This window comes from Vibrio diabolicus, from assembly GCF_011801455.1.
Lineage (GTDB): Bacteria > Pseudomonadota > Gammaproteobacteria > Enterobacterales > Vibrionaceae > Vibrio > Vibrio diabolicus.
Window position 1 is genome coordinate 362011 of sequence record NZ_CP042452.1, and the last position, 13558, is coordinate 375568.

At 45.9% G+C, this 13558-nt stretch carries 12 protein-coding genes; 4 read left to right on the forward strand and 8 right to left on the reverse strand.

The genetic code is table 11. The features are described from left to right. Positions 1-2 precede the first annotated feature (2 nt). Both FR741_RS17075 and FR741_RS17080 read right to left on the reverse strand, forming a co-directional pair. A complete protein-coding gene (locus FR741_RS17075) occupies positions 3-1085 on the reverse strand; it encodes an efflux RND transporter periplasmic adaptor subunit (protein ID WP_167427279.1) in 1083 nt (360 codons plus the stop codon). A gap of 104 nt (positions 1086-1189) precedes the next feature. Next, complete coding sequence (locus FR741_RS17080; RefSeq protein WP_167427280.1) at positions 1190-2071, reverse strand: LysR family transcriptional regulator; 882 nt, start codon at positions 2069-2071, stop codon at positions 1190-1192. 112 nt (positions 2072-2183) lie between these two features. On the opposite strand from FR741_RS17080, the gene FR741_RS17085 reads away from it, so the two are divergent. Continuing rightward, the gene (locus tag FR741_RS17085) at positions 2184-2543 is read left to right on the forward strand and encodes a DUF6559 family protein (protein WP_012842376.1); all 360 of its coding nucleotides are present in this window, start codon (positions 2184-2186) and stop codon (positions 2541-2543) included. Between the two features lie 78 nt (positions 2544-2621). Here the strand turns inward: FR741_RS17085 and tyrS are convergent, their stop codons facing one another. The 4 genes from tyrS to ppsA all read right to left on the reverse strand — a co-directional run bounded on the left by tyrS (position 2622) and on the right by ppsA (position 8286). Continuing rightward, entirely contained in the window at positions 2622-3881 is a 1260-nt protein-coding gene (gene tyrS, locus FR741_RS17090) for a tyrosine--tRNA ligase (RefSeq protein ID WP_167427281.1), read from the reverse strand. Positions 3882-3963: 82 nt separating this feature from the next. Beyond that, positions 3964-4770: a response regulator transcription factor gene (locus FR741_RS17095; RefSeq protein ID WP_046876144.1), complete on the reverse strand. Its 807-nt coding sequence runs from the start codon at positions 4768-4770 to the stop codon at positions 3964-3966. A 193-nt stretch (positions 4771-4963) separates the two neighbouring features. Next, positions 4964-5743, reverse strand: a complete 780-nt coding sequence (locus FR741_RS17100) for a lipid-binding SYLF domain-containing protein (RefSeq protein ID WP_167427282.1) — start codon at positions 5741-5743, stop codon at positions 4964-4966. A 170-nt stretch (positions 5744-5913) separates the two neighbouring features. Next, entirely contained in the window at positions 5914-8286 is a 2373-nt protein-coding gene (gene ppsA / locus FR741_RS17105; RefSeq protein WP_006741382.1) for a phosphoenolpyruvate synthase, read from the reverse strand. 251 nt (positions 8287-8537) lie between these two features. Between ppsA and ppsR the strand changes: the two genes are divergently transcribed. Further along, complete coding sequence (gene ppsR / locus FR741_RS17110) at positions 8538-9374, forward strand: posphoenolpyruvate synthetase regulatory kinase/phosphorylase PpsR (protein ID WP_005392709.1); 837 nt, start codon at positions 8538-8540, stop codon at positions 9372-9374. A gap of 80 nt (positions 9375-9454) precedes the next feature. Here ppsR and ansB read toward each other — a convergent pair whose 3' ends face one another. Together ansB and FR741_RS17120 are read right to left on the reverse strand one after the other, a co-directional pair. After that, on the reverse strand, positions 9455-10519 hold the full coding sequence (gene ansB / locus FR741_RS17115; protein WP_167427283.1) for an L-asparaginase 2: 1065 nt from the start codon (positions 10517-10519) through the stop codon (positions 9455-9457). Between the two features lie 370 nt (positions 10520-10889). After that, entirely contained in the window at positions 10890-12146 is a 1257-nt protein-coding gene (locus FR741_RS17120) for an adenylosuccinate synthase (protein ID WP_167427284.1), read from the reverse strand. A gap of 105 nt (positions 12147-12251) precedes the next feature. Here FR741_RS17120 and FR741_RS17125 point away from each other — a divergent pair, with 105 nt between their 5' ends. After that, positions 12252-13121 (forward strand): LysR family transcriptional regulator, encoded by an 870-nt coding sequence (locus tag FR741_RS17125; RefSeq protein WP_006741384.1) that lies wholly within the window; start codon positions 12252-12254, stop codon positions 13119-13121. A 3-nt stretch (positions 13122-13124) separates the two neighbouring features. Then, positions 13125-13517 carry a ribosome recycling factor family protein gene (locus FR741_RS17130; RefSeq protein WP_167427285.1) on the forward strand — a complete coding sequence of 131 codons (393 nt, stop codon included), beginning with the start codon at positions 13125-13127 and terminating at the stop codon, positions 13515-13517. Positions 13518-13558: the final 41 nt, after the last annotated feature.

Genomic DNA, 13558 nt, shown 5'->3' on the forward strand with positions numbered 1-13558 from the left:
ACCTACAACGTCTTGATAGTCAGGTTTGGGGCGGCATCGCCTTCGCTCAGATAATGGCTACCGCTGATCACCACATAATCGCCTTGCTCAAAACTTCCGGTCACACACGCTTGGTATGCGTCGATAGAGTCAAGATTGACCGGCTCTGAATGAATAACCGCATCACGAACCACATTCACGTGCAGAGTTTGTTTCTCCCCCAAAATTGCAGAATAAGGGAAGCAATGGCTTGAGTTGCTGGTGTTGAGCGCGGTATTTACCGTGACTGCTTTACCGTTGAATAGCGCGCTGGAAATCGAATCGATGTCTAGCGTGACGGTATAGGTTTGTTTGAGCAGGTGCTTTTTCGGCGCGATTTCTGCCACGGTTGCTCGGTAGGATTGCTCCGAATCATACCAAGTCAACGATGCTGGCTGACCTAGTGCGAATTGCGCAATCATATTTTCCGGCACGTCGATGTCGACTTCCCAGCTGCCTTCTTGCTGAATTGACACAACACTGCCGCCCGGCAAGGTTTGCTCATGTGGATCAACAGAAACGTCGGCAACAATGCCAGTGAATGGCGCACGTAGAGTGGTGTAACGTAGGGCATCTTTTGCACGTTGGATGTTTTTCTCAACCACTTTGACAGCAGAGAGGCTACGCTCGTAGCTGCTGATGGCTCGGTCTAAGTTTACGCTGGCAATGGCATCATCAGAAGTCGCTTGTTTTACGCGCTTTAACTCGGCTTTCGCGAGTTTGTGTGCTGATTGTGCTTCTAACATACGTGCTTGTAATTCTTCTAGTGAGACTTGGTAATCGTGCTTGTCCAGCGTGGCAATGACTTGGCCTTTTTCTACCAAGCTGCCTTTATTTACGAACACGCTTTCCACGGTGCCAGGTACACGAAAAGAGAGTGAGGCGGTTTCTTTTGCTTTTACGATCCCGCTGAATGATTTGTTGAGTTCTTCATTCCTTTCGTTGACTTCAATTACTTGAACGGGTCTGGATGAGCTTGGCTCCTCAACCTGGGGTTGAGCTTGATTACAGCCGAGTAGAGAGAGCGCGATAGTGCTCAGCGCAGCGGTTTTGATTTGATGATTCATAAGATGGCTCCATAATTTCGGCGCCATCTTATAATTCACAGATGTTCAGATAATCATGCGTACGCATGATTCAATGTCACAAAATTTATGACAATAAATGTAAACTACAAAAGTTTTGGTATTTTATTGCACAAGTGTTCAATAAGTAATCGACTAGCTTGGTTCAGCGTTTTCGGCTTAGGGTAGAGCAACCACCCCGTTTCTTCTGTGACGGCATATTGAGACAATACTTGCACCAATGCACCGGATTCGAGCTCATTTTTTACCAACAGTTTTGGGATATAACTAATGCCGCGGTCAAGCACTGTGGAGCTTTTGATAAAGCCGATGTTGTTGGAAATGAGTTTCGGTTTGAGCGCTACGTTTTGTTCCTGAAAATGCCAAAGGTTGTCGACATTGCCATTTGGCCAACGAAAACAAATGCACTGATGATCGCTCAACTCTTCTAATGTGGCGGGTGTGCCGTGAGTTTGAAGATAGTTCGGTGAGGCAACGACACATCGGTCTAGCGTTAAGATCTTTCTCGCGACAATGTCTGAATCAAACAGTATGCCGCCGTGCAGCGCGATGTCCAACCCCTGCTGAAACATATCAATAAAGCCATTGTTGATATTGCGAATGTCGAGCTCAACCTGCGGGTATTGATCCTGAAATTCAAACAAAATGGGTTGAAGAGGTTCATAGGTTTCTGGCAGAAGGCCAAGTTTGATTTTGCCTCTGACCTCGATGCTTTCGTTACTGGCTTGCTGGTTTGCCGAATCAAGTAAGGTGAGCACTTTTTGCAGATCTTGGTAGTAGGCATCGCCTTTGTTTGTCAGCGAAAGGCTGCGAGTGGTGCGGTGAAAAAGTTGCGTTCCGAGGTAACGTTCCAGTTCTCCAATGCGTCGGCTAACATTCGCTCGTGGCAAGTCCAAAGCATTGGCTGCCGCTGTAAAGCTACCAAGTTGGACGACTTTGGTGAACAGTTTTAGATCGTCAATTTTCACTCTTGAACTCCATACTCTTTGAGCGCCGTGCTAAACCCTGACACTCTAGAGTATTGATGTGTGGTATACAAAACTTATTATTAATTATCGAAATATAAATAAGGGCTTCAACATGTTGAGATTTATACAACGTCGCCGCATTAAGAAAGTGATTAAGCTAATGAGTACCAGATTGGTGGTGGGATACGGCAGTCGTGAGTACTTTTCCGTCGGTCAGGTAAAGACGAGCACCAGTGAGTTAAGCACGTGCCAACAAAAAATTGCGTTGGCGTTGTACGCGAATCCGCAAGAACTTGATTTGGAAAACCAACCAGAGTTGCAAGCCATCCGCTCTGATGTGGCGCATGACTTCTTTGCTGGTGCCGATTATACCGCTCAAGATGTGCTTAATTTATTCGGTGCTGGTGGCTGGAAAGGCGGCCGAATGGAAGATGGAATGTCTCATCATTTTGGTATGCACAGCCGATACTAGAGCGAGCTAACCTTATAAAGTCTTGTCAGTTAACTCGCTATATCACTTTGCCTTGTGAGGTGTAACTACGATGCTTTGTTAAGCGGTACGCTTTACGAGGCAGAAGTGCTTTTTACCGCGTTGCAGTAACCAGTATTGGTCAAACAGTGGGAAGCTTAAACTCGGGTTATCAGCCGACACTTTTTCACCGTTTACACTGATGGCGTTGTTGCTGATGTGTTCGCGCGCAACACGTTTCGAGCTTGCTAAGCCCGACTCAATCAATAGCTCAACCAAATCTTGTTGTGTGCTCTCAATGCTTGGTAAACCATCTAACTCCAACTGTTTTAATTCACCCAAACAGAGTTGTTGCACATTACCGCTGAACAGTGCTTGAGTGATGCGCTCGGCACTAGATAGGCCGTCTTCGCCATGAACAAATCGCGTCATTTCTTCAGCGAGAATACGTTGTGCTTGTGGCTTGCCTTGGCTTGCTTGGTCTTGCGCTTCGATGCTGGCAATTTCTTCGCAGCTCAAGAACGTGTAGTAACGCAAGAAGTGGTAAACGTCAGCGTCTTCTGCGCCAAGCCAGAACTGGTAGAAGGCGTAAGGAGAGGTTTTGCTAGGATCTAGCCACACTGCGCCGCCTTCGGTTTTGCCAAACTTGGTACCATCGGATTTGGTGATCAGCGGCAGAGTTAAGCCAAATACTTGCTCACCATTTTGACGACGAGTTAAATCGATCCCGCTGACGATGTTTCCCCATTGGTCATTGCCACCGATTTGCAGACGGCAACCGTATTGACGGTTTAGCTCGGCAAAATCGTACGATTGCAGCAGAGCGTAGCTAAATTCGGTGAAGGAGATACCTTGGTCAGGGCGTTGCAGACGTTGTTTTACCGACTCCCGGTTGATCATGGTATTGATCGAGAAGTGCTTACCTACATCACGGAAGAAGTCGATGACGTTGATCGCTTTCATCCAGTCAGCATTGTTCACCATGATCATTGGCTTGGTCAGTTGGTGATTCATCAACTGCTGAATTTGATTAGAAAGATCGTTAACCCAACCTGAGACGATTTCTGAAGAATTCAGACTGCGCTCGGTCGCTTTAAAGCTTGGGTCGCCAATCATGCCCGTTGCGCCGCCAATCAAGGCTATAGCCTGGTGTCCGGCATCTTGAAAGCGCTTAAGCATAATCAAAGGCACGAGGTGGCCGATGTGCAAGCTGCCTGCTGTAGGATCGAAGCCGCAGTAAACGGTTTGTGGCTGTGAGAGAAGTGTCTGAATTTCTTCCAAATCGCTGGCTTGTGCGATCAAGCCACGATCTTGTAAATCTTGCAGTAATGGTGTCGTCATTCTTTTTGTCTGTCTTAGTGGTTGTTGTATTCAGACTAAAACGCGACACCTTTTGTCGATATATCCCTTAAGGGACAGTTTTTTATCTTGAATGGAGAATAAGGTGATTGAGGAAAAGCTGGAATAACTCACTCAATGAAGACACATTTAACTGCGAGTAAATGCGTTTTCGATGATTTTTGACCGTGCCTTGAACTAAGTGTAACCGCGCGGCAATTTCTTTGGTGTCAAACCCTTGAGCGAGAAGTGAAGCCACCTCTTGCTCGCGACGAGTGAGTGATTCTACGCCAAATGTTGCTAAAGCTTGCTCAATGGCTAATCGCATACTGCCAGAATAAGCACTCTGGGCAAAAACAGGCTCAGAAAAGGTAAACTCCGTTTGTTTCCAGTGCTGCTGACAAAGCGATTGAATTATCGGGAAGTAGGGCTTTAATTTATTGATTTGCTGTTGAGAAAAGTATTTTCCATCATTCATATACCCGAAGTACAGCATGACCCAACGGCCAGGTTCGACTTCGACTAGCATGCTCAGTTCGTCTTTCCACCCTGTCTGATGGTAGAACTGCTCGCAGTATGAGGTGAAGTCAACGCCTTTACGCGCCACGTCTTTGAGCGTAAATACGCCTTGTTGCTTTGTCTCGTTTAGTTTGAGAAAAAAAGGGTCATTTTGAAATGAGTCAGTAAGGTAGCGTTGAAAAAGTAACTCTCGCTCGTTCTCAATCGAGTCGTAGAGATAAATAGGATGTTTACCTTCTCGATAACCTAAAATAACCGCGCAATCAAAATGAAAAAGAGTGCGAATGACACGCATAAGCTTAGGAGTAAAGTTAGGCGTATTAAGAGCAGAAATTGCTTCTGCCAGCAGATTATTAAAGTTATTGTCAGGCATGGGATACCGAATCGCAGATGGTTTTGGGCAAGCATAACGAAAAGCCATCCAACGAGAAAGGGAAGTCACCATCTTCTGTTGACTTCCCATGAGAAAGTTGCACAAGTACTCAGTTTTGAGGAGTCATAGCTGCGTTAACTTATTGATAAGGGTGCATAACAACCGTTCTGTTTAAGCAATTAGTTGCTATGCGTTACTGCGAGTTGGTGAGCTCTTCGTTAATCCAATATTTAGAACCAGACACGTTGGCATCGATGAGCAAGCCTTTTGCATTCAACTGATAAACGGCGACGCCACTGTTAAATTGCTTTGAAAGTTGCTCAGAATCTTCGCCAGCTACAGCAGAGGCTTCACTGGTCGCTTCCCATCCTTCGTTGACGAACGTATCAAAGTCTTCTTTGCTTTCAAACAGAATCACTTGTTGGTAAAACTTGCCGCCAGCCCCAAGTGCGACGCCCAAACCAAACATATTCATATAAGTGCGTTTTTCTGTTTCCTTATTGACTGCGACACCTGACCCTGAGTTGGTGTGAAACAATAAAGACAATTTACGAGAATCAAAGACCGCGTAGCCGTAAGCGTTGTCGTAAATGGCTTTGGCCTCCGGCTTTTCATTAAACAACTTGAGCAAAGCACTATCCGCCATTAAGTCTACGGCTTGGCGAGCTTCTTCTGGCGTGTCGCCTTCCATCAGTTCATCAATTTTCTTGTCGGCTGCATCTATCCATTCTTTGCTTTTCTCGATACTAGCTTCTGTCCACTCGCCCGCGGTATTGATTGCTTCCTCGGACCAGTTCGTGAAATCTTGCCACGCTTGTTTTGAAAAGGCTTTGGTATCGTCCCAAGCATCTTGCGCAGTATCAGAAACCGCTTCGCCTAGCTCAGACATTTTGTTGGAAATATCATCCCAATCTGCGTAAGCGGGAGATGCTAGGAGCATCAATGTGGTAATGAGTGCGATAGACTTTTTCATCAAATTCTCTCTGGAGTTGTCGATACATCATTCATTCTAGGTCATCAGACTTTGATAATGAAATTGACTAAATGGCGATCTTGAGAGAGGAATCACGAACTGATTGCGAAATGACGTATGAATAACAAAGCCCTCACAAGGGGAGTGTGAGGGCTTGAGTTTTTAGCGCGTTACTTGCTGCTAACTTTACCGAGCTGTAACCAAGTATCGATAACGGTGTCTGGGTTTAGTGAAACAGAGCTGATGCCTTGCTCCATCAACCATTCCGCCAAATCTTCATGATCTGATGGGCCCTGACCACAAATACCCACGTACTTACCAGCTTTGGTTGCTGCGTCTATTGCCATTTTCAGCATGATTTTCACTGCTGCGTTACGCTCATCAAACAGATGTGCCACGTCGCCAGAATCACGGTCCAGACCAAGCGTTAGCTGAGTCATGTCGTTTGAACCGATAGAGAAACCATCGAAGTACTTCAAGAACTCGTCAGCAAGCACGGCGTTGGATGGCAGCTCACACATCATGATGACTTTCAGACCTTGGTCGCCACGGCGCAGATCAAACTTCGCTAGCAAATCTATCACTGATGCAGCTTCGCTTGGTGTACGCACGAATGGGATCATGATTTCAACGTTCTTCAGACCCATTTCGTTACGAACGCGCTTGATAGCTTGAGTTTCTAACTCGAAGCAATCTTCAAACACTGGAGAAATGTAACGAGACGCACCACGGAAGCCGAGCATTGGGTTTTCTTCATGCGGTTCGTAGGCTTTACCACCAACCAAGTTGCTGTATTCGTTAGACTTAAAGTCAGACATACGAACGATGACGCGTTTTGGCCAGAAAGCAGAAGCGATAGTCGCGATGCCTTCAGTCAGCTTGCTCACGTAGAAATCGATAGGATCTTTGTAACCACGAATGCGCTGTTTAATTTCTGCTTTTAGCTCATCGCTTTGCGCATCAAAGTTAAGTAATGCTTTCGGGTGAATACCGATCATCTTGTTGATGATGAACTCTAGACGAGCAAGACCAACACCTTCGTTTGGAATCTGAGCAAAGTCGAATGCGCGATCTGGGTTGCCCACATTCATCATCACTTTAGTCGGCAGTAGTGGCAGTTCATCAACAGAAGAGCGTTTTACATCAAACTCAAGTTCACCTTGGTAAACGTAACCTGTTTCGCCTTCTGCACAAGATACGGTCACTGTTGCGCCATCAGTCAGTTTGCTTGTCGCATCGCCACAGCCAACGATTGCAGGAATACCAAGTTCACGAGCAATGATTGCTGCGTGACAAGTACGTCCGCCACGGTTGGTAACAATAGCAGAAGCTTTCTTCATCACTGGTTCCCAGTCTGGATCAGTCATGTCTGTAACCAACACATCACCTTCCTGAACCAATGACATTTGGTCCAGAGAATCAACCAAACGTACTGCACCTTTACCGATACGTTGACCGATTGCACGACCTTCAATCAAAACATCTGCTTTGTTCTGTAGTTCGTAGCGCTCAATCACGTTTTGTTCCGTTTGTGAGCATACGGTTTCAGGACGCGCTTGAACAATGTACAGCTTGCCGTCGATGCCATCTTTTGCCCACTCAATGTCCATTGGACGCTGGTAGTGCTTCTCGATGATCATCGCTTGTTTGGCGAGCTCTTTGATCTCTTCGTCGTTCAGTGAGAACGTGTTGCGCTCTTCATCAGAAGTATCAACGATATCAACTTGTTTGCCGATCTCTTGGTTGTCTGAGTAGATCATTTTGATCAACTTAGAACCAAATGTTTTCTTAACGATCGGGTGCTCACCTGCTTCAAGCATTGGCTTATGAACGTAGAATTCATCAGGGTTTACTGCGCCTTGAACGACCATTTCACCTAGGCCCCATGAAGAGGTGATGAAGACAACTTGGTCGAAACCAGACTCAGTATCAAGCGTAAACATTACACCCGAAGAAGCTTTGTCTGAACGCACCATACGTTGGATACCCGCCGATAGCGAGATACCACGGTGGTCGAAACCTTGGTGTACACGGTAAGAGATCGCACGGTCGTTAAATAGAGAAGCGTAAACGTGCTTAGTTGCTTCTAGTACTGCGTCGATGCCTTTCACGTTCAAAAACGTTTCTTGCTGACCAGCAAAAGAAGCATCAGGCAGGTCTTCTGCCGTAGCAGATGAACGAACTGCGACTGAAAGCTCAGGGTTGCCTTCAATCAGTTCTTGGTAGTTTTCACGGATTTCTTGTTCAAGGTCCGCAGGGAAAGGGGCCTCTAATACCCATTGACGGATGGTTGCACCTGTCTTACGCAGAGCTTCCACATCCTCAACGTCTAGTTCATCAAGTAATTGGTGAATACGCTCATCCAAACCTTCGTGGTCAAGGAATTGGTTAAACGCGTATGAGGTTGTCGCAAAACCATTTGGTACAGAAACGCCTGCGTTCGCTAGGTTAGAAACCATTTCGCCAAGTGAAGCATTCTTACCGCCGACTTTGTCGACATCATCCATGGATAGGCCATTGAACCAGAGGGTGTTCTTTTGCATGTCTTTCTCCAGAAACATTGCAGCTTAGTAGGGGGACTTAAATCGCTCTAAACAATCGCATGTTGGCTGTTATTACACGTTGACCATACATTGCTTCATTTAGATTGATATCAAAGGCAAACGATTACGTTCTGGCTGAAAAAAATTCAAAAGAATTTTTAAAGCTGTGGTGAACCTAACTGAAAGCCAAACTGATTTATTAATATTATGTTTACCATCCTACTCAAAAGATTTTGAAAAATTAAACAGAAATGCAAATAAATAACCAAAGTCGTGATGTGTTCTATGTTTCTGACGGTACGGCGATAACATGTGAGACATTAGGACATGTTGTTCTCGGTCAATTTCCGTTCATTCCTAACGAAAAAACCTTTCCGTTCGTAGAAAGCCAGGACAAAGTTGCTGACGTTGTAAAAGAAATTGAAACTTCCTACCAACGCAATGGCGTCAAACCTCTGGTGTTTTTCTCTATCGTGGTGCCAGACGTACGTGAAATGCTGCTGGAAGCACCTGCATACAGCTACGATGTGTTGGAAAGCATTGTACAGAAAGTGCAAGACGACATTCAGATGGCGCCAAAACCCAAGTTGCAACGTTCTCGCAGTGTGGGGAAAGATTCCGATACCTATTTCGATCGTATCGCGGCCATTGAATATACATTGGCGCATGATGATGGCATCACGCTAAAAGGGCTGGAACAAGCCGATATCATCTTACTTGGAGTATCGCGCAGCGGGAAAACCCCCACCAGCCTATATATGGCGATGCAGTTTGGTTTACGTGTCGTGAACTATCCGTTCATTGCGGAAGATGTGAAGATGATGCGTTTGTTGCCTGAGTTTGAGATCCATCGTCATAAATTATTCGGGCTTACTATCGACCCTGAACGTTTGACTGAAATCCGTGAGAATCGTTTGTCTGGAAGTGATTACGCCAGTACTGAGCAGTGTAAGCTGGAGCTAGACACCGTAGAGGCGTTGTTTAGAAGAGAGGCGATCCCATATATCAATACGTCCTCTCTCTCTGTGGAAGAGATCACCACGCGTATTCTTGAAAAAGCAGGGATGAAGCGCCGTTTGTTTGGTTAATACGGGGCGCCAACATTGTCTTGTGCAAGAGGAGGCGAGTAACACCTCCTCTTGTGCATCTAAAGATGCCTTACACAGAATTAATAGTATTGGAACATCTTTTGGATGTCTTGATAGTTTTTGGTTTGAGTCAGTGACAGCATCAGTAAGATACGTGCTTTTTGTGGGTTTAGTGTGCCTGAGGCAACAAAGCCATATTTGTCGTCATCAATTTCAGCATCCAAAGTGGTTGAGCCGGTTGGTGTGCGAGAGCTCCTTACAACAACAACGCCATCTTTGCTCGCTTTTTCTAGCTCATCAAAGACCGTGTGGTACAAGTTACCATTACCCACACCAGCACTTACAATACCGTCAAACTTGGCATCAACAAAGGCTTTGACTGGTAAGCTCGACGCATTTGCATAGTTATAAACAATGCCTACTTTAGGTAGTGTGTTGAGTTTTGATACATCGAATGGTGTTTCTGTGGTGTGTTTACGCTCTGGGCTTCGTTGATATTTGGCATCGCTATTATGAATGTAGCCGATAGCACCAAAGTTAGGTGACTGGAAAGTGCTGACGGAGGTTGTATTGGTTTTTGTCACATCTCGCGCATCGAAAATCGTGTCATTCATTGCGACCAGCACGCCACGTCCTTCAGAATCTTCATCGGTTGCTGTCACGACGGCGTTGTATAAATTAACTGGGCCATCAGCACTCATTGCGGTGGAAGGACGCATTGCACCGACAATCACGACTGGCTTTTTGCTCTTGACGGTCAGATCAAGGAAGTAAGCGGTTTCCTCTAATGTATCGGTACCATGAGTAATGACGATACCGTCAACATCATCTTGAGCGAGCAGTTCGTTGACTCGTTTGGCTAATTTAAGCCATACCTCATCATTCATATCTTGTGAACCAATACTGACCACTTGCTCTCCGGAAATATCGGCAATGTTGGTCATACTCGGCACCGCAGAAATCAATGATTCAACGCCGACTTTACCTGCTGTGTAGTTTGACTCTGTCGCAGATTGACCTGCGCCTGCTATGGTGCCACCAGTGGCAAGGATTTTAATGTTCGGAAGATCGGATTGCGCAAAAGAGAACGAACTGATGCATAAACCGAGAGTTATCGTACTGAGGCGGAAAAGATTTTTCGTCATAGGAATCACCTGCTATTAGGTTGGATGTTGGGGAACTCATCTATCCTAAAAACAGCGGGTTAGATTTTTTGAGCACTAGTTCAACAAATTGCAGATGAAGATCGTGATCAAGCAATCAGTTAAAGAACATTAATTCAAACAATTAACTTAAATAACGTGCTTCTTTAACAAGTGAGATGTACTAATAACGTGCATAATGCGTTATATGCTCTAATCTATTGATTGGGAAATAAAGAGGGAAGGGAGGCGCGATTAGGTTACTAAACACGAATTGAGAAGTGCAATTTCTTCAAAGTTTACAGTGTAAAAAAAAGCGGCTTTACCCCGGAACAGATAAAAGCCGCTTGCCAATGATGTGTTAATTCACATCTTATCGCATAATCATTTGTTCACGACCAGGACCCACAGACACCATTTTTACTGGTACGCCCATCAGTTCCTCAATGCGTAGAACGTATTTCTGTGCTGCTACTGGAAGCTCTTCAAACTTACGACAACCTGTGATGTCCTCGCTCCAGCTTTCCATCTTCTCGTAGATTGGCGCAAGAGATGCAGTTTGAGGCCAGATTGGGTTTTCGCTGTGGTCGCCTTCGTAGCCAACACAGATTTTCAGATCGTTAAGACCAGTCAAACAGTCTACTTTAGTTAGCGCAATTTCAGTTGCTGCTTGCAGTTCAACACCGTTCTTCGTAGCGACTGCGTCGAAGTAGCCCATATCGCGCGGACGACCTGTAGTTGCACCGAACTCGCCTGCAAGTTCACGGAAAGCTTCTTGCTCTTCCATTGCCGTGATCAACGTACCAGTACCTACTGATGAGCTGAATGCTTTTGCAACCGCAATCACGCGTTCAGGACGAAGTGCTGGAAGACCACTGCCGATACCCGCATACATTGATACAACGTTAGAAGATGTTGTCCAAGGGTACTCACCGTAAACAAGGTCACGACCCGCGCCAAGCTGCGCTTCGAACAATAATGTTTTGTCTTTTGCTTGTAGCTCTTTTAAAGGAAGCGTTACGTTGCAAATTGAATCGCGCCAAGGTGCAGACACCTCTAGCAACCAGTTCGCCATTTCTTCAGCGGTTTGTTCAAACTCGAACGTCGGGTAAAGCGCACGCAGTTGTGGCAGTTTCCAATCCATCATGAATTGAAGGCGTTCAACCAATACTTCTGGTTGCTTCAACCAACCAACAAGGATGCCTTTCTTCATTACGCGGTCACCGTACGCAGGTGCAATACCTTGACGAGTTGAACCGTATGCTTTGTCGCCTAAACGTTGTTCTTCCAGCGTATCTTCTAGTGCGTGTAGAGGTAGACACAGTGTTGCGCGATCAGAGATGCACATATTCACTGTTACGCCCGCTTCTTCAACTTCCGCAATTTCCTGAGACAGCAACGCAGGGCTGATAACCATACCCGGACCTAATACTGCCAAACAGTCTGGGTTGAAAACGCCACTTGGTAGCTGGTGCAGCTTGAACGTACCTAGGTCGTTAACCACGGTGTGACCCGCGTTGTTACCACCTTGGAAACGAATGCTCGCAGAAGCTTGCTCTGCCAAAAAGTCAACGATGCGGCCTTTGCCTTCATCACCCCAGTTTGCACCCACAACAACGATAGACGACATAATTTAATCTCCAAAAACAGATGCAAAAATCTTAAGGCGTTCGCCATAATAAGAGAAATTAATTATACTCATTAACTTGATAAGAATCCCATATCGGAATTGGCAATGTTAGATTTGAACTGGCTGCGAACCTTCGTAACTCTTGCAGAGGTAAAACATTTCGGCAAAACAGCGACGGAACTGCACATGACGCAGCCGAACGTAAGTTTGCATATCAAGCAGTTGGAGCAGGCCACGCGCACGAAATTGATTGAGCGAAATCCTGTACAGCTGACGCAGGCGGGGAAGCGTTTGTTAGATACGGCTCAGCGAATGCTCAATGAGCTGCAAATTTGCCAGTCGGATCTCAATGCCATCAATGATCTCACGCAAGGGACGCTCTCTATCGCGGCAAGTGATATCGTTTCGCGTTTACTGCTTATCAAACCATTTCAGCAATTCAAAAGTGAATACCCGGGTATCGACTTGGCATTGTTCAATACCACGTCTTCTCAAGCGGTGGATTTGGTGAAAAGTGCGCGTGCCGATATCGGCTTTGTTATCGCACAAAAAGAGAGTCAACCGCTGCATTTTACGCCTCTCACGCAAATTCACTGGTGTGCGTTTGGCGATAACATTTTTGAGTGGCAGGACAATCGAAAAGAGAGCCAGACGTTGATTCTGCTAGGGCACGACACGCGAACCCGTGAGCTGATAGATGCATCTTTACCTGAGTTAAATCTGCCTAAGCATCGCGTGATGGAAGTGGGCAGTGTGGAAGCACAAATCGACTGGGCAGAAGCAGGATTTGGGACCGCCATTGTGCCGGATTTCTCTCTTGATCCGAGGTTAATGCTTTCCCGAGAAGTCACGCCTTTGCCTAGTTTTCCAAACACCGATTTCGGCTACATTGTGCGCCAAAATCAGGTGCTCTCCAAAGCCGCCAAACAGCTACTCACTTGGGTTGGAGAGAATGTGTCAGTGGTGGGAGAGTAACGGATGAAAGATGACGACATTATTGTTTCGCTGCCCTCTCTGATTCATCGCATTGGCGGTGAGAATGCTAAACGCATTAAAGCCATTGCGGCGGATTGCGGGTGTGACGTTAAGCGAGTTAGGCGCTCTCGTCATTGGCAAGTTTCTGGAGAAGCTTTGAACTTAAAAGCGTTACTTGATCAGCTAAAAGCAGGACAGTGTGAAGAGCTAAGGTTTGTGATGAATAAGTTGGAGAAAGGGTTATCCGTTCATCAGGACAAACTGGAGCCGTTGGAAGAAAAACTGATTCGGTTGGTGGTGCAAAACCCAAATATCACCTTGGCGGAGTTGATGACAGAAACGCACTGTACGATTGCGCAAGCCAGAGCAGCTCGGTTTGAAGCGGAAATGCTCTAGCGTAGAATTTTTATTTACTCATTCTAGCAGCCAATGTTACG

Excerpts from the sequence above, each read along its gene's own strand:
- FR741_RS17075 (WP_167427279.1), bottom strand. The coding sequence starts at position 1,085 with ATGAATCATCAAATCAAAACCGCTGCGCTGAGCACTATCGCGCTCTCT.
- FR741_RS17085 (WP_012842376.1), top strand. The coding sequence starts at position 2,184 with ATGTTGAGATTTATACAACGTCGCCGCATTAAGAAAGTGATTAAGCTA.
- tyrS (WP_167427281.1), bottom strand. The coding sequence starts at position 3,881 with ATGACGACACCATTACTGCAAGATTTACAAGATCGTGGCTTGATCGCA.
- FR741_RS17095 (WP_046876144.1), bottom strand. The coding sequence starts at position 4,770 with ATGCCTGACAATAACTTTAATAATCTGCTGGCAGAAGCAATTTCTGCT.
- FR741_RS17100 (WP_167427282.1), bottom strand. The coding sequence starts at position 5,743 with ATGAAAAAGTCTATCGCACTCATTACCACATTGATGCTCCTAGCATCT.
- ppsA (WP_006741382.1), bottom strand. The coding sequence starts at position 8,286 with ATGCAAAAGAACACCCTCTGGTTCAATGGCCTATCCATGGATGATGTC.
- ppsR (WP_005392709.1), top strand. The coding sequence starts at position 8,538 with ATGCAAATAAATAACCAAAGTCGTGATGTGTTCTATGTTTCTGACGGT.
- ansB (WP_167427283.1), bottom strand. The coding sequence starts at position 10,519 with ATGACGAAAAATCTTTTCCGCCTCAGTACGATAACTCTCGGTTTATGC.
- FR741_RS17120 (WP_167427284.1), bottom strand. The coding sequence starts at position 12,146 with ATGTCGTCTATCGTTGTTGTGGGTGCAAACTGGGGTGATGAAGGCAAA.
- FR741_RS17125 (WP_006741384.1), top strand. The coding sequence starts at position 12,252 with ATGTTAGATTTGAACTGGCTGCGAACCTTCGTAACTCTTGCAGAGGTA.
- FR741_RS17130 (WP_167427285.1), top strand. The coding sequence starts at position 13,125 with ATGAAAGATGACGACATTATTGTTTCGCTGCCCTCTCTGATTCATCGC.